20 protein-coding genes are annotated in these 20997 nt (G+C 68.2%); 12 read left to right on the top strand and 8 right to left on the bottom strand.

Annotated elements, in window-relative coordinates:
* The first annotated feature begins 12 nt into the window (after positions 1-12).
* From ESD82_RS13290 to ESD82_RS13345, 12 genes are all read left to right on the top strand, one after another.
* Positions 13-1515: a sugar ABC transporter ATP-binding protein gene (locus ESD82_RS13290; RefSeq protein WP_147428147.1), complete on the top strand. Its 1503-nt coding sequence runs from the start codon at positions 13-15 to the stop codon at positions 1513-1515.
* A complete protein-coding gene (locus ESD82_RS13295) occupies positions 1505-2482 on the top strand; it encodes an ABC transporter permease (RefSeq protein WP_024843082.1) in 978 nt (325 codons plus the stop codon). The genes ESD82_RS13290 and ESD82_RS13295 overlap by 11 nt, the downstream gene beginning before the upstream one ends.
* 36 nt (positions 2483-2518) lie before the next feature.
* A complete protein-coding gene (locus tag ESD82_RS13300) occupies positions 2519-3250 on the top strand; it encodes an SDR family oxidoreductase (RefSeq protein ID WP_147428146.1) in 732 nt (243 codons plus the stop codon).
* A gap of 28 nt (positions 3251-3278) precedes the next feature.
* Complete coding sequence (locus tag ESD82_RS13305) at positions 3279-4901, top strand: FGGY-family carbohydrate kinase (protein WP_147428145.1); 1623 nt, start codon at positions 3279-3281, stop codon at positions 4899-4901.
* 40 nt (positions 4902-4941) lie between these two features.
* On the top strand, positions 4942-5667 hold the full coding sequence (locus ESD82_RS13310; RefSeq protein WP_147428336.1) for an SDR family oxidoreductase: 726 nt from the start codon (positions 4942-4944) through the stop codon (positions 5665-5667).
* 86 nt (positions 5668-5753) lie between these two features.
* Complete coding sequence (locus ESD82_RS13315) at positions 5754-6320, top strand: DUF421 domain-containing protein (protein WP_147428144.1); 567 nt, start codon at positions 5754-5756, stop codon at positions 6318-6320.
* Positions 6317-7543 (top strand): NAD(P)/FAD-dependent oxidoreductase, encoded by a 1227-nt coding sequence (locus ESD82_RS13320; RefSeq protein WP_147428143.1) that lies wholly within the window; start codon positions 6317-6319, stop codon positions 7541-7543. The genes ESD82_RS13315 and ESD82_RS13320 overlap by 4 nt, the downstream gene beginning before the upstream one ends.
* A gap of 185 nt (positions 7544-7728) precedes the next feature.
* Positions 7729-8832 (top strand): ABC transporter ATP-binding protein, encoded by a 1104-nt coding sequence (locus tag ESD82_RS13325; protein WP_028709917.1) that lies wholly within the window; start codon positions 7729-7731, stop codon positions 8830-8832.
* Positions 8833-8864: 32 nt separating this feature from the next.
* Complete coding sequence (locus tag ESD82_RS13330) at positions 8865-9944, top strand: ABC transporter substrate-binding protein (RefSeq protein WP_024843075.1); 1080 nt, start codon at positions 8865-8867, stop codon at positions 9942-9944.
* A gap of 98 nt (positions 9945-10042) precedes the next feature.
* A complete protein-coding gene (locus ESD82_RS13335) occupies positions 10043-11122 on the top strand; it encodes an ABC transporter substrate-binding protein (protein ID WP_024843074.1) in 1080 nt (359 codons plus the stop codon).
* Between the two features lie 71 nt (positions 11123-11193).
* Positions 11194-12495 (top strand): ABC transporter permease, encoded by a 1302-nt coding sequence (locus tag ESD82_RS13340; protein WP_036764673.1) that lies wholly within the window; start codon positions 11194-11196, stop codon positions 12493-12495.
* A gap of 5 nt (positions 12496-12500) precedes the next feature.
* On the top strand, positions 12501-13454 hold the full coding sequence (locus ESD82_RS13345) for an ABC transporter permease (RefSeq protein ID WP_024844960.1): 954 nt from the start codon (positions 12501-12503) through the stop codon (positions 13452-13454).
* Positions 13455-13489: 35 nt separating this feature from the next.
* Here the strand turns inward: ESD82_RS13345 and ESD82_RS13350 are convergent, their stop codons facing one another.
* The 8 genes from ESD82_RS13350 to ESD82_RS13385 all read right to left on the bottom strand — a co-directional run bounded on the left by ESD82_RS13350 (position 13490) and on the right by ESD82_RS13385 (position 20991).
* Positions 13490-14434: an AEC family transporter gene (locus ESD82_RS13350; protein WP_147428142.1), complete on the bottom strand. Its 945-nt coding sequence runs from the start codon at positions 14432-14434 to the stop codon at positions 13490-13492.
* Positions 14431-15231 (bottom strand): MBL fold metallo-hydrolase, encoded by an 801-nt coding sequence (locus ESD82_RS13355; protein ID WP_024844962.1) that lies wholly within the window; start codon positions 15229-15231, stop codon positions 14431-14433. The genes ESD82_RS13350 and ESD82_RS13355 overlap by 4 nt, the downstream gene beginning before the upstream one ends.
* Positions 15228-16025, bottom strand: coding sequence for a TatD family hydrolase (locus ESD82_RS13360; protein WP_147428141.1), 798 nt, complete (start codon positions 16023-16025; stop codon positions 15228-15230). Before ESD82_RS13360 ends, ESD82_RS13355 begins: the two co-directional genes overlap by 4 nt.
* Positions 16026-16037: 12 nt before the next feature.
* The gene (locus tag ESD82_RS13365; RefSeq protein ID WP_167521810.1) at positions 16038-17120 is read right to left on the bottom strand and encodes a DNA polymerase III subunit delta'; all 1083 of its coding nucleotides are present in this window, start codon (positions 17118-17120) and stop codon (positions 16038-16040) included.
* Between the two features lie 11 nt (positions 17121-17131).
* Positions 17132-17731, bottom strand: a complete 600-nt coding sequence (gene tmk / locus ESD82_RS13370; protein ID WP_024844965.1) for a dTMP kinase — start codon at positions 17729-17731, stop codon at positions 17132-17134.
* A gap of 14 nt (positions 17732-17745) precedes the next feature.
* Positions 17746-18903, bottom strand: a complete 1158-nt coding sequence (locus tag ESD82_RS13375; protein ID WP_147428139.1) for a D-alanyl-D-alanine carboxypeptidase family protein — start codon at positions 18901-18903, stop codon at positions 17746-17748.
* A 105-nt stretch (positions 18904-19008) separates the two neighbouring features.
* Positions 19009-19707 carry a transcriptional repressor LexA gene (gene lexA, locus ESD82_RS13380; RefSeq protein ID WP_024844967.1) on the bottom strand — a complete coding sequence of 233 codons (699 nt, stop codon included), beginning with the start codon at positions 19705-19707 and terminating at the stop codon, positions 19009-19011.
* 111 nt (positions 19708-19818) lie between these two features.
* Positions 19819-20991, bottom strand: coding sequence for a molybdopterin molybdotransferase MoeA (locus ESD82_RS13385; protein WP_147428138.1), 1173 nt, complete (start codon positions 20989-20991; stop codon positions 19819-19821).
* Between the last annotated feature and the right edge of the window lie 6 nt (positions 20992-20997).

The following is a 20997-nucleotide window of genomic DNA, read 5'->3' on the forward strand; positions in this document are numbered from 1 at the left end:
CAGGAGGGCATCATGCTGGAACTGAAGGGAATCCGAAAAAGCTTCGGCAAGATCGAGGTGCTGCACGGCGTCGACATGCAGGTCCGCGCCGGCGAGGTCCATGCGCTTCTGGGCGAGAACGGCGCGGGCAAGTCCACGCTGATGAAGATCCTCTGCGGCATCGTCCAGCCCAGCGAGGGCACGATCCGCATCGAGGGGACCGAGCGCCATTTCGCCGATTACGACCAGGCCATCGCGGCGGGCGTCGGCATCGTGTTCCAGGAGTTCAGCCTGATCCCCTATCTCGACGCGGTCGAGAACATGTTCCTGGCGCGCGAGATGCGCGGACCGCTGGGCATGCTGGACCGCAAGGCGATGCGCGCCCGCGCCGCCCAGATCATGCGCCAGCTTGCGGTGGACGTGGCCCTGGACGTGCCGGTGCATCGCCTGTCGGTGGCCGAGCAGCAATTCGTCGAGATCGCCAAGGCGCTGTCGCTGAATGCCCGCATCCTGGTGCTGGACGAACCGACCGCGACCCTGACCCCCTCCGAGGTCGAGCACCTGTTCAAGGTCATGCGCGAGCTGCGCAAGCAGGGCGTGGCGATCATCTTCATCTCGCATCACCTCGAAGAGATCTTCGAGATCTGCGACCGCATCACAGTCCTGCGCGACGGCGAGTTCATCGGCTCTTGCGCGGTTTCCGAGGTCGATAACGACCGGCTGGTCGAGATGATGGTCGGCCGCCGGATCGAGAGCAACTTTCCGCCCAAGCCCGCCACCGCCCCCGCCGCCCCGCTGGCGGTCGAGGTCGAGGAGGTGCAGTTGAAGAAGGGCGGCCCCGTCTCGCGCTTTGCCCTGCGCAAGGGCGAGATCCTGGGCTTTGCCGGGCTTGTCGGCTCGGGCCGCACGGAAACCGTGCTGGCCATGCTGGGCGCATACCCGGCCCAACGCTGCAAGGTCAGGGTGGACGGGGTCGAGACGCGCTTTTCCGGCCCCGATCAGGGGCTGGCGCATGGCATCGGCCTTCTGCCCGAAAGCCGCAAGGAACAGGGGCTGATCACCAGCTTCTCGATCCTGCAGAACGTGTCGCTGAACAATTACGGCAAGTATCGCAAGAACCGCTGGTTCATCGACCTCAAGAAGGAACTGGCCGCGACCGAAACCGCCATGGCGCAGGTCCGCGTCAAGGCGCAGGGGCCGCATGCCCGCGTCGACACGCTGTCGGGCGGCAACCAGCAAAAGGTCGTCATCGCCCGCTGGCTGAACCACGACATGAATGTGCTGATCTTCGACGAGCCGACGCGCGGCATCGATGTCGGCGCCAAGGCGGAAATCTATGCGCTGATGCGCGCCTTCACCGAGAAGGGCGGCGCCATCATCATGATCTCGTCCGAACTGCCCGAGGTGATCGGCATGTCCGACCGGGTCTGCGTGTTCCGCTCGGGCGGGATCGTGGCCACGGTCGAGGGCGCCGAGATCGATTCCGAAACCATCATGACCCATGCCACGACCGGGAGAGTTGAACATGTCGCATGACGCAAACACCGGCGCGGCCGGGAAAACCGGCGGCTTCTCGTTTGGCCGCCTGCTGCATTCGCCCCTGGCGCTGCCGTTGATCGGGCTGATCGTCGTCTCGATCCTGATGGGGCTGGCCAGCGAAAATTTCTTCAGCCTGAACAACATCATGAATGTGCTGCGGCAGGTGTCGGTCGTCGGCATCCTCGCGGTCGGCATGACCTTCGTGATCCTGACCGGCGGCATCGACCTGTCGGTCGGCGCGGTCATGGCGCTGGTCGGCACGCTAAGCGCAGGGTTGATGGTCAACATGGGCCTGCCCGCGCCGGTGGCGCTGCTTGTCGGGCTGCTGATCGGGCTGGGCATCGGGCTGGCGAACGGCGTGCTGGTCGCCTGGGGCCGGATGCCGGCGATCATCGTGACGCTGGCCACCATGGGCATGGCGCGCGGCCTGGGCCTGATCTATTCCGGCGGCTATCCGATCAGCGGCATCCCCAGCTGGATTTCCTGGTTCGGGGTGGGGCGCATCGGCGTGGTGCCGGTGCCGGTCATCATCATGGTGGTGATCTATGCCCTGGCCTGGGTGCTCTTGCAGCGCACCGCCTTCGGCCGCCATGTCTATGCGCTGGGCGGCAACGAGACCGCGGCGCGGCTTTCCGGCGTCAAGACCCAGCGCGTCAAGCTGGTTGTCTACGGCATCTCGGGCCTGACCTCGGCGCTTGCCGCGGTGATCCTGACCGGGCGGCTGATGAGCGGCCAGCCCAATGCCGGCGTGGGCTTCGAGCTTGACGCCATCGCCGCCGTGGTTCTGGGCGGCACCGCCATATCGGGCGGGCGCGGGCTGATCCTGGGCACGCTGATCGGCGCGGTGCTGCTGGGCATCCTGAACAACGGCCTGAACCTGATGGGCATCAACCCCTATCTGCAGGACGTCATCAAGGGCGCGATCATCCTGCTGGCCATCTATATCGGGCGCGAATGGCGCTGAGCCCCGCCCAACCCATTAGAAAGACAGGAGAACGGAATGTCTGAATCGCTGGACGGCAAGGTCGCCGTCATCACCGGCGCGGCCTCGGGGATCGGGCTGGCCACCACCGAGCGGCTGCTCGCGCGCGGCGCCACCGTGGTCATGGTGGACTGGAACGAGGCGGCGCTGGCCGAGCTGGCCGGCAAGCTGGGCGACAAGGCGATCCCGCAGGTGACGAACCTGCTCGACCCCGAAAGCTGCAACGCCATGATCCCCGAGATCCTGGCCAAGGTCGATCATATCGACATCCTCTATTGCAACGCCGGCACCTATATCGGCGGCGAGCTGACCGAGACGACGCCCGAGGCCATCGACCGGATGCTGAACCTCAACGTCAACGCGGTGATGAAGAACGTCCGCGCCGTGGTGCCACACATGAGCGAGCGCAAGACCGGCGACATCGTCGTCACCTGCTCGATCGCCGGCCATTTCCCGACCTATTGGGAGCCGGTCTATTCCGGCTCGAAATGGGCGATCACCAGCTTTGTCCAGGGCATGCGCCGGCAGATGATCTCGCATGGCGTGCGGGTGATGCAGGTCTCGCCCGGCCCGGTCGTCTCGGCGCTTCTGGCCGACTGGCCCGAGGAGAACCTGCGCAAGGCCAGGGAATCCGGCAGCCTGATCGACGCGGAGGAGGTCGCGGATGCGGTCGAATACATGCTGACCCGCAAGCGCACCGTCACCATCCGCGACATGCTGGTGCTGCCGACCAATTTCGACCGCGTCTGACGCCCGGCACCCGGAACGGAGTAGCGCCATGGACCAGTATCTGATCGGCATCGACGTGGGCACCGGCTCGGCGCGGGCCGGGGTCTTCGACCGCGCAGGCCGCCTGCTTGCCACCGCCAAGCGCCCCATCGAGATGCATCGCGAGCGCGGCGTGATCGCCGAGCAGTCGAGCGAGCAGGTCTGGCGCGCGGTCTGCGACTCCGTCCGGGACAGCGTGGCCCGCGCCGGGATCGACCCGGCGCAGGTCGCGGGCATCGGCTTCGACGCCACCTGCTCGCTGGTCGTGCGCGGGGCGGGGGATGCGACGCTGCCGGTGGGCGATCCCGCCCATCCCGAGCGCGACATCATCGTCTGGATGGACCATCGCGCCGTCGAGCAGGCCGAGCGCATCAATGCGCAGGGCCATGACGTGCTGAACTATGTCGGTACCCGCATCTCGCCCGAGATGGAGACGCCGAAGCTCTTGTGGCTCAGCGAGAACCGGCCCGAGGTCTATGCCGCGGCGGCGCATTTCTTCGACCTGACCGATTTCCTGACCTGGAAGGCAACCGGCGCGCTGGAGCGGTCCGCCTGCACCGTCACCTGCAAATGGACCTATCTGGCGCATGAAGGGCGCTGGGACGCGGATTATTTCCGCCAGATCGGGCTGGGCGATCTGGCCGATGACGGTTTCGCCCGCATCGGCGCCCGCGTCGTCGATCCCGGCACGCCGCTGGGGCAGGGGCTGACCAAGGCCGCGGCCGGGGCCATGGGGCTGCGCCCCGGCATCGCCGTGGCGGCGGGGCTGATCGACGCCCATGCCGGCGGCGTCGGCACGGTCGCGGCCGGCGGCGATGCGACGAAATGCCTGGGCTATGTCTTCGGCACCTCCTCCTGCACCATGACCACGACGCGCGAGCCGGCCTTCGTGCCGGGCGTCTGGGGGCCCTATTACTCGGCCATGGTGCCTGGCATGTGGCTGAACGAGGGCGGCCAGTCTGCCGCCGGCGCCGCCATCGACCAACTGGTGCAGCTGCATCCCGCCACGGCCGAGGCGACGGCGCTGGCCGTGGCGGCGGGCAAGTCCCTGCCGCAATGGCTGGCCGACCGGGCGCTGGAACTGGCGGGCGAGGCCAGCGCCGCCGTGCGGCTGGCGGATGAGCTGCATGTGGTGCCCGAATTCCTGGGCAACCGCGCGCCCTTTGCCGATCCCCATGCCCGCGCCGTCATCATGGGGCAGGGGATGGAGACCGGGCCGGATTCGCTGGTCGCGCTTTACGTCGCCGGGATCTGCGGCCTCGGCTACGGGCTGCGGCAGATCATCGAGACCCAGGCCCAGAACGGCGCCCCGGTCGAGACGATCAGCGTCAGCGGTGGCGCCGGCGCGCATCCGCTGACCCGGCAGCTGCTGGCGGATGCCACCGGGCTGCCGGTCGAGGTGACGGAATGCCCCGAGCCGGTGCTGCTCGGCTCGGCCATGCTGGGCGCGGTGGCGGCGGGGCTGTTTCCCGACCTGCACAGCGCCATGCCCGCCATGTCGCGCATCGCCACGCGCTGCGCCCCCGATCCTGCCAGCCGCGCGCGGCAGGACGCGCGCCATGCCGCCTTCCTGGCGCTGCAATCCACGGCGCGGCAGATCCGCACCGCCATGGCGGCGCTGTCGCCGAACTGAACATGGCGGCGCTGCCGCCGAACCGAACATGCGAGGAACCATGCAATTCTCGGGCAAGACCGTCATCATCACCGGCGCGGGCAAAGGGATCGGCCGCGCCTGCGCGCGCCTGATGGCCGAGCGCGGCGCGAAGGTCGTGGCGCTGTCGCGCACGCAATCCGACCTCGACAGCCTCGCGGTCGAGATCGGCGCGCGCGGCATCCGTGTCGACCTGGCCGACCCGGCCGCCACCCGCGCCGCCATGGCCGAGGCGGGGGCCGCCGACTACCTGATCAACAGCGCCGGCATCAACGTGCTGGAAAGCGTGCTCGACATGACCGAGGCCGGCTATGAGGCGGTGCTGGGCATCAACCTGCGCGCGGCGCTGATCTGCTGCCAGGCATTCGCCCGCGCCCGCGTGGCGGCGGGCGGCGGCGGCGCCATCGTCAACATCACCTCGATCGCCGGCCATCGCGGCTTCCAGGATCACCTGTGCTATGCCGCCTCCAAGGCGGGTCTGGAGGGCGCGACCCGCGTGCTGGCCAAAGAGCTTGGCCCGCACGGCATCCGCGTCAACGCGGTCGCGCCCACCATCACCCTGACCGAACTGGCGGCCGAGGCCTGGTCGAACCCGGCGAAAAGCCAGCCGATGATGGTGCGCCACCCGCTCAATCGCTTCGCCGAGGCCGAGGAGGTCGCGCAAGGCATCGCGCTGCTGCTCTCGGACGACAGCCGCATGGTCACGGGCGCGGTGCTGCCGCTGGATGGCGGTTTCCTGGCCGTCTGACCGCTTCAGGCCGGGGCGTGGAACCGGCGCCGCACGTCGCGGCTTGTCTCTCGGCGCCAGAACCGGCGCGGGCCGGGGGGACAGCCATGCTCGAAGACCTTCACCGCATCTTCCTGGGCGATCAGCAGCTGGGCTTCGCCTGGGAGGTCTTTTTCCGCACCGTCATCATTTATTTCTACACGCTGGCCCTGATGCGCTGGCTGGGCGGGCGCACGGTGGCGCAGCTTTCCATCGTCGAGTTCCTGCTGGTCATCGCCATCGGCTCGGCGGTGGGCGATTCGCTGTTCTATCCCGACGTGCCCCTGCTGCCGGCGATGTTCGCGATCTTTCTGGTCGCGGCCTTCAACAAGCTGGTGGACGAGGCGATCCTGTCCTCGGACCGGCTGTCGCGGATCTTCGAGGGCCGGCCGCGCATCGTCGTCACCGAGGGCCGCGTCCACCACGACCGCCTGCGCCGGCAGGGCATCGGCATCGGCGAGCTTCACGCCAAGCTGCGCGAGAAGGGCGTGGCCGACCTTGCCGATGTCAAGTTCGCCATTCTCGAGGCGGACGGCACGCTTTCGGTGCTGAAGCGGGACCGGGACGGCGCGGCCGGGCTTTACCAGCCCCCTGCCATCCCGCAGCACGAAATGGCCTGGTCAGGCAAGGCATGACCGCGCCGCGCCGTACCCGCCGGCGCCAGTTGCGCACCGCGCAACCCTTCTGGGCCGAGACGCCGCATATCGCCGTCGCGCATCGGGCGGCGCCCTCGCAGCGGCGCTGGGACGTGGTGATCATCGGCACCGGCATTTCCGCGGCGCTGCTGGCCGAGCGGCTGACGCGGCGCAAGCGGCGGGTGCTGCTGGTGGATCGCCGCCAGCCGGTGCGGGGCTCGTCGCTCGCCTCGACGGCAATGATCCAGCACGAGATCGACGTGCCGCTCAGCCGGCTCATGCGCCAGATCGGCCCCGACAAGGCAGCGCGGGCCTGGCGACGCTCGGTCAAGGCGGTCGAGGAACTGCTGCGCCTGTCGCGTCGCCTGGGCCTCGATTGCCAGATGCAGCGCAAGCGGGCGCTCTATCTTGCCGGGGACGAGATGGGCTTTCGCGCGCTGCGGGCCGAGGCGGCGCTGCGCCGCGAGACCGGCATCGCCGCCGAGTTCATCCCCCGCCAGCGCCTGCTTGCGGAATACGGCATCGACCGCACCGGGGCCATCCTGTCCACCGATTCGGCCTCGGCCAATCCGGCGCAGCTGACGGCCGGGCTGCTGCGGCTGGCGCAGGAGCGCGGGGCCGAGATCGTCTCGCCCTTCGAGGTCACGGATTTCGCGGAACTGGCGGACGGGGTGGCGCTGGCCTCGGCCGGCGGGCGCGTGGTGGCGGCGGGGCATGCGGTGTTCTGCACCGGTTACGAATTCCTGCCGCAGCTTGCCTCGGCGCATCACCGGATCATCTCGACCTGGGCCATCGCCTCGGCCGAGGGGGTGCGCCGGCCGGACTGGCTGGCCGAGCTGCTGGTCTGGGAGGCGGCCGATCCCTACCTGTATTTCCGCGCCACGCCCACCGGCCGGATCATCGCCGGCGGCGAGGACGAGGCCGGCGCCCATGCCCATGAGGATGCCGGCAAGCTGCGCCGCAATGCCGCCGGGATCGCGCGCAAGCTGGCCGAGACCGCCGGCATCCGCATCGGCCGGCCCGCCTATGCCTGGGCGGCCGCCTTTGGCGACAGCGACGACGGGCTGCCCATCATCGACCTGGTGCCGGGCTGCCGGCGCTGCCATGCGGTGATGGGCTTTGGCGGCAACGGCATCACCTATTCCGCCATCGCCGCCGAACTGACCGCGCGGCGCATCGACGGGCGCAGCGATCCCGACGCCGACCTCTATCGCTTTCGCTGAGCGGGGCGGCATCCCTGGCCTGCGCAGCCGGAATTTGCCGGGCGAAAGGGCAATGACGCAAGGCCGCACCGGCTTCGTCGTCTGCGTCTTGGCCGGCGCTCTACAAGTGAGTTGCATTCCCTGACGGGCGCTGCTTACTGTTGGCGGGCGGAACGAAGAACCAATAGAAACAGGGAGCCCGCATCGTGACAGCAGACCCCGGCAACGACGCTTTCGTTGTCTTCGATCACGTCCAAAAAAGCTATGACGGGCAAACGCTTGTCGTCAAAGACCTGAACCTGACCATAGGCAAGGGCGAGTTCCTGACCATGCTTGGCCCGTCCGGTTCGGGCAAGACCACCTGCCTGATGATGCTGGCCGGATTCGAGACGGCCACGCATGGCGAGATCAGGCTGGACGGGCGCAACATCAACGACGTGCCGCCCCATCGGCGCGGCATCGGCATGGTGTTCCAGAACTACGCGCTTTTCCCGCATATGAGCGTGGGCGAGAACCTGTCCTTTCCGCTGGAAGTGCGCGGCATGGGCAAGGACGAGCGCGAAAGCCGCATCGCCCGCGCGCTCGACATGGTGCAGATGGGCCAGTTCAAGAACCGCCGCCCGGCCCAGCTGTCGGGCGGCCAGCAGCAGCGCATCGCGCTGGCCCGCGCGCTGGTCTTCGACCCCAAGCTGGTCCTGATGGACGAGCCGCTGGGCGCGCTCGACAAGCAGCTGCGCGAACACATGCAGTTCGAGATCAAGGCGCTGCACGACCGGCTGGGCATTACCGTGGTCTATGTCACCCACGACCAGGGCGAGGCGCTGACCATGTCCGACCGCATCGCCGTGTTCAACGACGGCCGCATCCAGCAGCTTGCGCCGCCGCCGGTGCTGTACGAGCAGCCCGAGAACAGCTTCGTCGCCGGCTTCATCGGCGAGAACAACGCCCTGCGCGGCACCATCGAGCAGCTCCAGGGCGACAAGGCGCTGGTCCGGCTGGGCAATGGCGAGCTGATCGACGCCACCGCCGTCAATATCCGCGAGACGGGCCAGGTCACCACGGTCTCGATCCGGCCCGAGCGGGTCGAGTTCAAGCCCGAGCTGATGCCGGCCGGCGCCCATACCATCGAGGCGCAGGTGCGCGACGTGATCTACATGGGCGACATCCTGCGGGCGCGGCTGCATGTCGCCGGCCAGGACGATTTCGTGATGAAATACCGCAATACGCTGGGCCAGGTGAAGCTGTCGCCCGGCCAGACGATACGGATCGGCTGGCATCCCGAGGATGCCCGCGCCCTCGATCCGGTGTGACCGTGCATTATCCAAGGAACCAGGGAGTTATGATGAAACGCACGCTGATACTGTCCTCTGCGCTGGTCGTCGTCGCGGCTGCGGCCCAGGCGCAGGACAAGCAGGTGAACCTGCTGTCCTGGGGCGGCGCTTATGGCATGAGCCATGTCGAGGCCTATGCCAAGCCCTTCGAGGCCCAGACCGGCATCAAGGTCGTGGTCTCGGATGCCGACAACCCGGCGACCCCGGTCAAGGCCCAGGTCGAGGCGGGCAATGTCTCGATCGACCTGGCTTCGGTCGAATATGCCGATGCCGTGCGGCTTTGCGACGAGGGGCTGCTGGAGGAAATCGACCCGGCGATCCTGACCCCCGCCGCCGACGGCACCGCCGCCGCCGATGACTTCATCGAGGGCGCGATCACCGAATGCTTCGTGGGCACGGATGTCTATTCGATGATCCTGGCCTATGACGACAGCAAGTTCCCCGATGCCAAGCCCGCCGGTGCGGCCGATTTCTTCGACACGGCCAAGTTCCCCGGCAAGCGCACCATGCGCAAGGGCGCCAAGTTCAACCTGGAATTCGCGCTGATGGCCGATGGCGTGGCGCCCGACCAGGTCTACGAGGTGCTGGGCACCCCCGAGGGCGTGGACCGGGCCTTCGCCAAGCTCGACACCATCAAGAACGACGTGATCTGGTGGGAAGCCGGCGCGCAGCCGCCGCAGCTGCTGGCCGATGGCGAGGTCTCGATGGCCTTTGCCTTCAATGGCCGGATCTTCAACGCCGCCCAGCAGGAGGGCAAGCCCTTCAAGATCGTCTGGGACGGCCAGATCTACGAGATGGAGGGCTGGGTCATGCCGAAGGGCGCCCCCAACCCCGAGGCCGCGAGGGAGTTCATCGCCTTCTCGACGGCGCCCGAGCAGCAGGCCCGCGCCGCCGAGTTCATCAGCTACGGTCCGCCGCGCACCTCTGCCGCCGCCCTGGTCGGCAATATCGAGGGCACCGACGTGCCGATGGGCCCGAACCTGCCCACCTATGCCGAGAACCTGGAAAACGCGCTGGCCTCGAACCTGGATTTCTGGGTCGATCACGACGCCGAGCTGCAGGAACGCTTCAACGCTTGGCTGGCAAACTGACGCATGCGGTCCGCGGCGGGCAGACCGCCGCGGCCATCCCCAAGCCCGAAACGGGCAGGAAGCGGCCAAAGAGCCGCAAACACCAACGGGAGTAGAACATGAAAACCACATTGATCCTGACCTCGGCGCTATGCAGCCTTGGCCTGGCGGCGCAGGCCCAGAACAAGGAGGTCAACGTCGTCTCCTGGGGCGGCGCCTATGAGCGTTCGCAGGTCGAGGCCTATAACATCCCCTTCGCCGAGCAGACCGGCATCAAGGTGAACATGCTGGCCGCCGACAACCCGGCCACGCCGCTGAAGGCGCAGGTCGAGGCGGGCAATATCACCGGCGACGTGTTCGACATCGAGGTCTCGGACGCGATCCGGCTTTGCGACGAGGGCGCGCTGGTCGAGATCGACCCCGCCATCTTGCCGCCCGCCCCCGACGGCACCCCGGCGACCGAGGATTTCATCCCCGGCGCGCTGCAGGAATGCGCGGTCGCGAACATCTTCTGGGGCACGGTCATCGCCTTCGACACCACGAAGTTCGACGGCGAGAAGCCCTCGACCGCGGCGGATTTCTTCGACACCGCCAAGTTCCCCGGCAAGCGCGGTCTGCCCAAGAACCCCAAGCGCACCCTGTATCTGGCGCTGATCGCCGACGGCGTGGCGCCCGACCAGATCTACGAGGTGCTGGCCACCCCCGAGGGCGTGGACCGCGCTTTTGCCAAGCTCGACACCATCAAGCGCGACGTGGTTTGGTGGGAGGCCGGCGCCCAGCCGGTGCAGCTGCTGGCCGATGGCGAGGTGGTGATGGCCACCGGCTATAACGGCCGCTTCTTCGACGCCATGGTCGGCGAGGGCAAGCCCTTCGAGATCATCTGGGATGGGCAATACATGGACATGGACATGTTCGCCATTCCCAAGGGCTCGCCCAATCCCGAGGCGGCGCTGGAATACCTGAAATTCGCCACCGCCACCGAACAGCTGGCCAACCAGGCGAAATACATCGCCTATGGCCCGGCGCGCAAAAGCTCGGCGGCGCTGGTCGGGCTGTTCCAGGACGGCAAGACCGAGATGGGGCCGCATATGCCCACCAGCGAGGAGCATATGAAGACCGCCGTCATGGACGACCCGGAGTTCTGGGCCGATCATTCCGCCGAACTGGCCGAGCGTTTCAACGGCTGGCTTGCCAACTGACCTGCGCAATGCCGCGGCCCGGACCGTCCGGGCCGCGGCCTCGACCCCGGATTGCCCGACAAAGGACCAAGATGGCCAAAGCCCTCGACCCCCATGCCGCCATCGTCACCGAGGCCGGCGGCCTTGACCAAGGCGGAACGCTGAAAACCGCGGACGGCCGCCCGTTGAAGGCAGCCTTGGCGCGCAGCTCGCGCCGGGCGCGGCGGCGCGCCTTCCTGCTGGTACTTCCGCTTCTGCTGTTCGTCCTGATCACCTTCGTGGTGCCGATCGGGCAGATGCTGCAGCGTTCGGTCAAGAACGACGGCTTCTCGGCCAACATGCCGCAGCTCAGCGCCTGGTTCCACGACAACCCCCGCGGCACCGAGCCCGACGATGCGGCCTGGGCGGCGCTGGCCGCCGACCTGACCGCCGCCGCCCAGGCCCGCACCGTCGGCGTGGTCGGTACCCGCATCAACTACGACATGCCGGGCACGCGCTCGCTGTTCACCTCGGCCGGCCGCCAGGCGCGCGGCGGCATCGAGCCGCCCTATCGCGAGGCGATCCTCGAGATGGACGCGAAATGGGGCGACCCGCGGCTGTGGTCGGTGATGCGCGAGGCCTCCTCGCCCTATACCACCAACTTCTACCTCGCGGCGGTGGACCGCACCCGCGACGAGCAGGGCGAGGTGGTCGCCGCCCCGGCGCAGCAGCAGATCTACGGCAAGCTGTTCCTGCGCACCTTCTGGCTGTCGCTGGCCATTACCGCCACCACCTTCCTGCTGGGCTTTCCCGTCGCGCATCTGCTGGCCACCCTGCCGATGCGGCAGTCGAACCTGCTGATGATCCTGGTGCTGCTGCCGTTCTGGACCTCGCTTCTGGTCAGGACCACGGCCTGGATCGTGCTGTTGCAGCAGCAGGGCGTGGTCAACGACGTGCTGGTCTGGCTGGGGGTGATCGGCAACAACCAGCGGCTGCAGATGATCTTCAACCAGACCGGCACGATCATCGCCATGACCCATATCCTGCTGCCCTTCATGATCCTGCCGCTCTATTCGGTGATGCGCACCATCAATCCCAGCTATGTGCGCGCCGCGCGCAGCCTGGGCGCGACCAGCTGGACCGCCTTCCGCCGCATCTATTTCCCGCAGACCCTGCCGGGGCTGGGGGCGGGGGCGCTTCTGGTCTTCATCCTGGCGGTGGGCTATTACATCACCCCCGCGCTGGTCGGCGGCTCGTCGGGGCAGCTGATCTCGAACATGATCGCGATGCACATGACGCAGACGCTGAACTGGTCCATGGCGGCGGCGCTGGCGGCGCTGCTGCTGGGCGGGGTCTTGATCCTCTACTGGGTCTATGACCGGCTCGTCGGCATCGACAACCTGAAACTGGGATAACGGCCATGGCGCTTCCAACCTACGCATCGCCGCTGGAGAAGGTCTGGCACTACACCTATCTGGCGATCTGCGGCGCGATCTTCTTCTTCCTGATCGCGCCCATCGTGGTGATCATCCCGCTGAGCTTCAACGTCGAGCCCTATTTCACCTTCACCGACCGGATGCTGTCCTTCGACCCCGACGGCTATTCGCTGCGCTGGTACGACAGCCTGCTGACCTTCGGCATGGCGCGGCCGGACGCGCCGCGCGACCTCAGCTGGTGGGCGGATGCCTGGCGGAACGCGAAATGGGTGAACGCGGCGAAAAGCTCGATCATCATCGGCTTCTTCTCGACCATCCTCGCCACCGTGCTGGGCACGCTGGCGGCGCTGGGGCTGTCGCGGCCCGAGATGCCCTATCGCCGCGCGATCATGGCGATGCTGATCTCGCCCATGATCGTGCCGATCATCATCACCGCGACGGGGATGTTCTTCTTCTACTCGAACCCCTGCGAGCCCCTGACCTGGATTGGCCTGAACCCGGAATGCGGCCGGCTGGCCGGTACCTATCTGGGGGTGATCCTGGCCCATGCCACGCTGGGCATTCCCTTCGTGATCATCACGGTGACGGCGACGCTGATCGGCTTCGACCAGTCGCTGAACCGTGCGGCGGCCAGCCTGGGGGCGAACCCGCGCACCACCTTCTTCCGCATCACCATGCCGTTGATCCTGCCTGGCGTGATCTCGGGGGCGCTGTTCGCCTTCGTGACCTCCTTCGACGAGGTGGTGGCGGTGCTGTTCATCGCCGGGCCGGACCAGCAGACCATCCCGCGCCAGATGTGGAACGGCATCCGCGAGCAGATCTCGCCCGCCATCCTTGCCGTGGCGACGCTGCTGGTGATCTTTTCCATCGCGCTGCTCACAACCGTCGAGTTGCTGCGGCGAAGATCCGAACGGCTGCGCGGCCTGACGCCGAGGTGAGGGCGGACGCCGCCCTTGGGGGCGGCGTTTGCGCATCAGGGCAGGGCGGCAAGCCAGAACCAGACCGTCAGCATCGACAGCCCCGTCGCCACCAGCACCGCCGAGGCCGAGACGCGCTTGGCCACCCCGTAAAGCGCGGCGAAGAGATAGGCATTGACCCCCGGCGGCATGGCGGCCGTCACCACGGCCGAGCGCATTTCGGCCAGGTTCAGCGCGAAGATCCGGCCCAGGCCGAAGGTCACGGCCGGATGCAGCAGCAGCGAGATGCAGCAGCACATCGCGATGGCCCGCGCCTCGCCCTCGGGGCGGTAGCGATAGAGCACGCCGCCCAGCCCGAACAGCGCCGCCGGCAGCGCGGCGCTGGACATCATCCGGACAGCGGCCCAGAAGCCCTCGGGCATGACCAGCCCGGCCTGAGTCAGCAGATTCATGGCAAAGCCGCCGAGGATGCCGATGACCAGCGGCGTGTGCAGCACGCCCGACAGCGCCCGCAGCGCCACCCCGCCCACGGACAGGTTCTGGCCCCGCGCCCGGGCGAATTCCATCGCGGTGATGCCGAAGGTGTAAAGCAGCGGCGAATGCACCGAGATGATGGTAAAGTTGCCCAGCATCGCCTCGGGGCCATAGGCGCGTTCGGTGATCGGCACGCCCAGCAGCAGCGAGTTCGAGAACAGGCAGACGAAGCCGATGGCGATGGCGTCCTCGATCGGCCGCCTCAGCCAGTAAAAGGACAGGCCGGTTCCCAGCGCAAAGGACAAAAGCGCGCCGCTGTAAAAGGCCAAGAGCAACAGTGGGTTGTAATTCGCCCCCAGGTCCAGCCGGGCGATGGCGCCGAACAGCAGTACTGGCAATGCGAAGTTCTGCGCAAAGCGCATGACACCATCGACCGCCACCTCGGTCAGCCATCTGCGCCAGCAGACCAGGTAGCCGAAGCCAACCACCAGGAACACCGGCAGGATGACGTCGAAAAGCGCGGTCATATCAGCTCGATCCGCATGCCGTCATGGGCGGGCACGACGTTTTCGGGCGTCTCGCGCATGACGGCGTCGTAATCCAGGTCGACATGCATGTTGGTCAGAACGCCGCGCGCGCAGCCCGAGCGGGCGATCCATTCCAGCGTCAGCGCCAGATGGGCGTGGCTGGGATGCGGGATGCGTCGCAGCGCGTCGCAGATGAACACCTCGCAACCCGTGATCACCGGCCAGGCTTCCTCGGGAATCGCCAGCACGTCGGGCAGGTAGACCAGGCTCTGCTCGACCCCGCCGATGCGGAAGCCGAGCGCGTTCATGTCGCCGTGGTTGACCTCGAAAGGCGCCAGCTCGATGCTGCCCCCCGCGCCCTCGATGGCGAAGGGGCCGCGGATCGGCTGCAAATCGCAGATTGGTGGATAGGAGGAACCCGGCGGCGTTTCGAAGATATAGCCGAAGCGGGTCTTCAGCGCCGCCGCGGTCGGCTGGTCGGCCCAGACCGGCATCCGGCGGCGCATGTTGAAGACGATCTGCCGCAGGTCGTCGATGCCGTGGATATGGTCGGCATGGGCATGGGTATAGGCGACCGCATCCAGCTCGGCGACATCGGCATCCAGCAGCTGCGGCACCAGGTCGGGCCCGGTGTCGATCAGCAGCCGCGTCACCCCGTCATGGCCATGGCGCTCGACCAGAAGCGCGCAGCGGCGGCGGCGGTTGCGCGGATTGGCCGGATCGCATTCGCCCCAGCGATTGCCCAGCCGAGGCACGCCGCCCGAAGAGCCGCAGCCCAGGACGGTGGCGCGGATCATGCCGCGGCCTTGCGAAACAGCCGCTCGAAGTTCAGCGTGGTGAGGCTGGCGAATTCATGCTCGGTCATGCCCAGCAGCTCGGCGCCGACCTTGGCGGTATGGGCGACGAAGGCCGGCTCGTTGCGCTTGCCGCGATGCGGCGGCGGGGCGAGATAGGGCGCATCGGTCTCGACCAGGATGCGGTCGGCGGGCGCGGCGGCAAAGATCTCGCGGATCGAGGTGCTGCGCGGGAAGGCCGCGATGCCGGACATGGACAGGTAGAAGCCCAGGTCCAGCGCCGCCCGCGCCAGGTCCCGCCCGCTGGTATAGCAATGCATGACGCCGGTGAAGGCGCCGGCCCGATGTTCCTCGGTCAGGATGCGGGCCATGTCCTCGTCCGCGTCGCGCGAATGGACGATCAGCGGCAGGCCGGTGCGGCGCGCGGCCTCGATATGGATGCGGAGGCTTTCGGCCTGCACCGCGGCGCTGTCGGCGGTGTAGTGATAGTCGAGCCCGGTCTCGCCGATGCCGACGAAACGCGGATGGCGCGACAGGGCGACCAGCTCCTCGACCGTGGCCAGCGGCTCTTCGGCGGCATGCATCGGATGGGTGCCGGCGGCATAGAACACGCCGGGATGGGTTTCGGCGATGGCGCGCACGGCGGGTTCGTTGCGCAGCCGGGTGCAGATGGTCACCATGCGGGTCACGCCCGCCGCATGGGCGCGCGCGACCAGTTCGGTCTGTTCGCCCTCGAAATCGGGGAAGTCCAGGTGGCAATGGCTGTCCACCAGGATGGGAAGATCGGGTTCGGGCATGGTTGGTTTCCGTCAGACGGCGGGCTGGTTCGCAAGCCCGACCAGCATATCCAACACCAGCGCGGAAGGGTCAAGGTTGACCGCCCGCCCGGCGCGGGCCCGCGCTGACAGCTCGGCCTGGGCGGCCGCCCAAAGCCGTGCCACCGCCGGATCGGGGGCGATGCGGCTCAGCACCTCGGCCTCGCCCTCGGCCGCCTCGGGCAGGGGGGCGCCCAAGAGGCCGGTGCGCGCGGCGCGAGTCAGAAAACGGTCGAGAAGGGTTACGACCAGGTCGAAGGGATCGCCCTCGGCCCCCGCGCGTCCCGCCGCCAGTTCGGCCAGGGCGGCGGCGGCGCGGCGGTCCATGCGCGGATAATCGGCGAACAGCCCGGCGATGCGCTGGTAAAGCGCCAGCCCGTCCTGCCCGGCCAGCCGCAGCGCCTCGCCGATCGAGCCGCCGGACAGCGCCGCCAGCCGGGCCGCGTCATGGTCAAGGCCGAGGTCGTGCAGAACCCGGCCCATGTCCTCGGGGCTCAGCGGCTGCAGCCGCAACTCGCGGCAGCGCGAGCGGATGGTCGGCAAAAGCCGCGCCGGCTGATGCGCGACCAGCAGCAGCGTCGCTTCCTGCGGCGGTTCTTCCAGCAGCTTCAGCAGCGCATTGGCGGCGGCCTGGTTCATTTCGTCCGCGGCGTCGATGATGGCGATGCGCCGCCCGCCCTCGGCCGCGCTCATGTGGAAGAAGCCCTGCAGGCGGCGGACCTCGTCCACGGTGATCTCGGCGCGCAGGCGCAGGGTCTTTTCATCCACCGGGCGCCGGACCAGGTGCAGCCGCGGCTCGGACAGCGCGCGGATGCGGCGGACGGTGGGATCGTCCTGCGGCGTGGTCAGGTCGGGCGACGCGGCACCGCTCAGCAGCCATTTGGCGATGGTCCAGGCCAGCGTCGCCTTGCCGGTGCCGCGTGGCCCCGAGATCAGCCAGGCATGGTGCAGCCGATGCGCCTGGGCGGCGGCCAGGAAATCCGCGACCGCGGCGTCCTGGCCGATGATGCGCGCCGCCTCGCGGGGATGGGGCGCGCCCGGCACGCGGTCGGGTTCGGGCAGCGGCTCGTCGCTGATGCCGGGCCGGCTCATGTCAGGGCGGCCAGTACGCGGGCGGCGACCTCGTCCTCGCTGCCGCGGCCGTCGATCACCCGGATGCGTTCGGGCGCCTCGGCAGCCAGCGCCAGGAAGCCCGCGCGCAGCTTCTGCTGGAAGCCCAGGCCCAGCGTCTCGAACCGGTCCTCGGCCCCGCCGCGGGCCTGGCCGCGGGCCAGCGCCACCGCCGGGTCGATGTCGATGATGAAGGTGCGGTCGGGCTCGATGCCGATGGTCAGCCGGTGCAACTCTTCGACCAGCTGGCGCAGCTCGGCGCGGGCGAGGCCCTGGTAGACTCGGCTGGAATCGGCGAAACGGTCGGTCACGATCCAGGCGCCGCGGTCCAGCGCCGGTCGGATCAGCCGCTCAACATGGTCGCGGCGGGCGGCGGTGAACAGCAGCAGCTCGGTTTCGGGGGACCAGCGTTCGCCCGCGCCCTCGACCAGCAGGCGGCGGATCTCCTCGGCGCCCAGGCTGCCGCCGGGTTCGCGCGTCAGCAGCGTCTCGGTGCCGCGCGCGTTCAGCGCCTGTGCCAGCCGCCGCGCCTGGGTGGATTTTCCCGATCCGTCGATGCCCTCGAAACTGATGAACATGGGTGGCTGCGGCGTCAGTTGCGCATCGCCTGGACGGCCCTTTCGCCCAGGCGGAAGGCTGCGCTTTGCATGCGGCCCAGCACGCCGGTCCGGGCGACGTTGCTGGCTGCGAACAGCGGCAGGCGCGATTGTCCGGCGCCGGGAATGTCCACGATCAGTTCGCCCAGCCGGTCGCCTTGGGCGATGGGGGCTTCGATGGGGCCGTTGAAGACAGCTTCGGCCTTGACGCCCGCATGCGAGCCGGCGGGGATCAGCACCCGGACCCCGTCCTTGGTGGTCAGTCCGACGCGGCTCTTGTCGCCCAGCCAGACCGGGGCCTGGACCACGATCTCGTCCTTGGGGATGATGGTGCGCATGGTGAACTGGCGATAGGCCCAGTTCACGATCTGCTCGGATTCCTCGGCGCGGGCCTTTTCACTGGGCAGGCCGGTGATGACGAAGACGATGCGCCGGTCGCCCTGTACGGCCGAGCCGACAAGCCCGTAGCCCGCCTCCTGCGTGTGCCCGGTCTTCAGCCCGTCGGCCTTCCAGTCGCCGGTTCCAAGCCGCAGCAAGGGGTTGCGGTTGCCCGCATTCGAGGGCACCCGCCCCTTGTAGTTGTATTCGGTAAGGGCGAAGTTCTTGTAGAGTTCCGGGAACTCGGTGATCAGCCGGGTGGCGAGCAGGCCCAGGTCGTGCATCGACATCCGGTGCTGGGGATCCGGCCAGCCCGAGGCGTTGACGAAATGCGAGTTCGTCATGCCCAGCTGCCGGGCGCGCTCGTTCATCAGCCGGGCAAAGGCTTCTTCGGTCCCGGCCAGCCCCTCGGCCACGACGACGCAGGCATCATTGCCCGAATTGATGATGATGCCGTGGATCAGATCCTCGACCGTCGGCCGATCTGCCGGTTCGACGAACATCTTCGACCCACCCATCTGCCAGGCCTTGGTCGAGACGGGAAAGGTCGTGTCCATCGCCACCCGACCGTCGTGCAGTGCCTCGAACAGCATGTTCAGGGTCATCAGCTTGGACATGGAGGCCGGCGGCAACGGCTCGTCGGCGTTCTTTTCCATCAGCACGGTGCCGGTCGCCACGTCATAGACCCAGGCTGCACGGGCCGTGGTGTCGAAGGCCTGCGCCGGCAGCGCAAGCAGCATGGCCAGAGCGAAGATGCGGAACGTCAGTGCGCGCATGGATTATCCTTGACCTGTCGCCTTTGGCCCATGGTTATCCCAGCCGGCCGAGACCCGCAACGCCGCCCGGCGATCTGTGCCGCGCAAGTGAACGGTGGTCGCCGCCTAATAGCTGCGGATCAGCCCCACCAGCCGGCCCTGGATCCGGACCTTGTCCTCGGGCAGCATGCGGGTTTCGTAAGCCGGGTTTGCGGCTTCCAGCGCGATCATGCCCCCCTTGCGGCGATAACGTTTCAGCGTGGCTTCGAAACCCTCGATCAGCGCCACCACGATATCGCCGTTTTCGGCCGCGTCCTGTTCGCGGATCACCACCACGTCGCCGTCGTTGATCCCGGCCTCGATCATCGAATCGCCGCGCACCTCAAGCGCGTAATGACGATCCTGGCCCGAGAGCATCGAGCCGGGCACGGCGATGTGATGTGAGATTTCCGAGATCGCCTCGATCGGGACGCCGGCGGCGATGCGGCCCATCACCGGCAATTCGATGGCCGAGACGGAGACGTCCATGGCGCCGCGCGGCAGGGGAGCGGGACGGTCGGGAACCACCCCTTCGATCACGCGGGGCTGGAAGCCCGGACCCTTGCTGAGGCTGTCGGGCAGGCGGACGATTTCCAGCGCGCGGGCGCGATGCGGCAGGCGGCGGATGAACCCGCGTTCTTCAAGGGCGGTCACGAGGCGATGTATTCCCGATTTCGAGCGCAGGTCCAGCGCGAGCTTCATTTCGTCGAAGGACGGCGGCACCCCGTCGCGAGCCATCCGCGCCTGAATGAATTCAAGAAGCTGGATCTGTTTCTTCGTCAGCATGCTCTGCCCCCGATCTGCTGCGGCCGCCATCATGTTCATCGAATGTTCTAGCGCGCCCCGTCCCATGCGTCAATCGTTATGGCGATTCGGGTAAATTTCCGGTTAACCGGGCTAGAGCGGCAGGTAGCCCATGCGCTCGCCGGCCCGGCGTGCCGGGTCGTGTGCGGGACGGATCAGCAGCGCGTCGGCCTCGGCCAGAAGCCAGAGCCGGGCGGAATCCTGGTCGCCGAAGGGCTCGATCCGGGGCAGTGTCTCGCCGGGGGCGAGGCGGGCGCGCAGATAGTGCTGCCGGTCGCCCTCGGGCGGCAGGTCGCGGGCGAGCGTCGCCTGCAAGGGCTCGGGCCCCGCCGGCAGGCCCTGCATGGCCCGGATCAGCGGCTGCATGAAGAGTTTCGCGCAAACCACGGCAGAAACGGGGTTTCCGGGCAGGCCCAGCATGGCGGCGAGGCCGATCCGCCCGGCCATCAGCGGCTTGCCCGGCCGCATGGCCAGCTTGTAGAAGGCCCGCTCCATGCCGAGATCGGCCGCCACCTTGCCGATCAGGTCGTGATCGCCCACCGAGGCGCCGCCGATGGTTACGATCAGGTCGCCCCCTTGGGCCTGGGCAAAGCGGTCGCGCAGGCTTTGTTCGGTGTCGCGGGCGAGCGGCAGGATGACGGGATCGGCCCCGGCTTCGCGCGCCAATGCCGCGATGGCGAGGTCGTTCGAGCTGATGATCTGGCCCGGCGCAGGCTCGGAGCCGGGGGGAACCAGTTCGTCGCCGCCGGCCAGGACGGCGACGCGCGGGCGGCGCGCGACCGTCACCTGCGGCACGTTCATTGCCGCGATGAGTGCCAGATCGGCGGGGCGCAAGGGGCGCCGCGGCAGAAACTCGGAGCCTTGTGCGAAATCATTGCCCTTGGCGCGGATATTACGACCGTGGCCGGGCTCGGCCACCGTGATGTGGTCGCCTTCGCGCACCACCAGCTCCTGCATGACCACGCGGTCGTAGCCTCCGGGAACCGGCGCGCCGGTGAAGATGCGGATGGCGCTGCCGGGGTGCGTTTCGCCGGCATAGGGCTGGCCGGCGGCGGCGGTGCCGATTACCGGCAAGGGGCCGGGCAGGTCGGCCGAGCGCAGCGCATAGCCGTCCATGGCCGAGGCGTCGAAGGGCGGCTGCGTCAGCCGGGCCACGGCGGGCGCCAGCAGCGCGCGGCCAAGCGCCTCGGCCAGCGCCACCTGCTCTGGCTCGGGGGCGGGTGCAAGGGCCAGGACGCGGGCGCGGGCTTCTTCGACGCTGATCATGGGTTC

The sequence above is a fragment of the Paracoccus pantotrophus genome (genome assembly GCF_008824185.1).
Lineage (GTDB): Bacteria > Pseudomonadota > Alphaproteobacteria > Rhodobacterales > Rhodobacteraceae > Paracoccus > Paracoccus pantotrophus.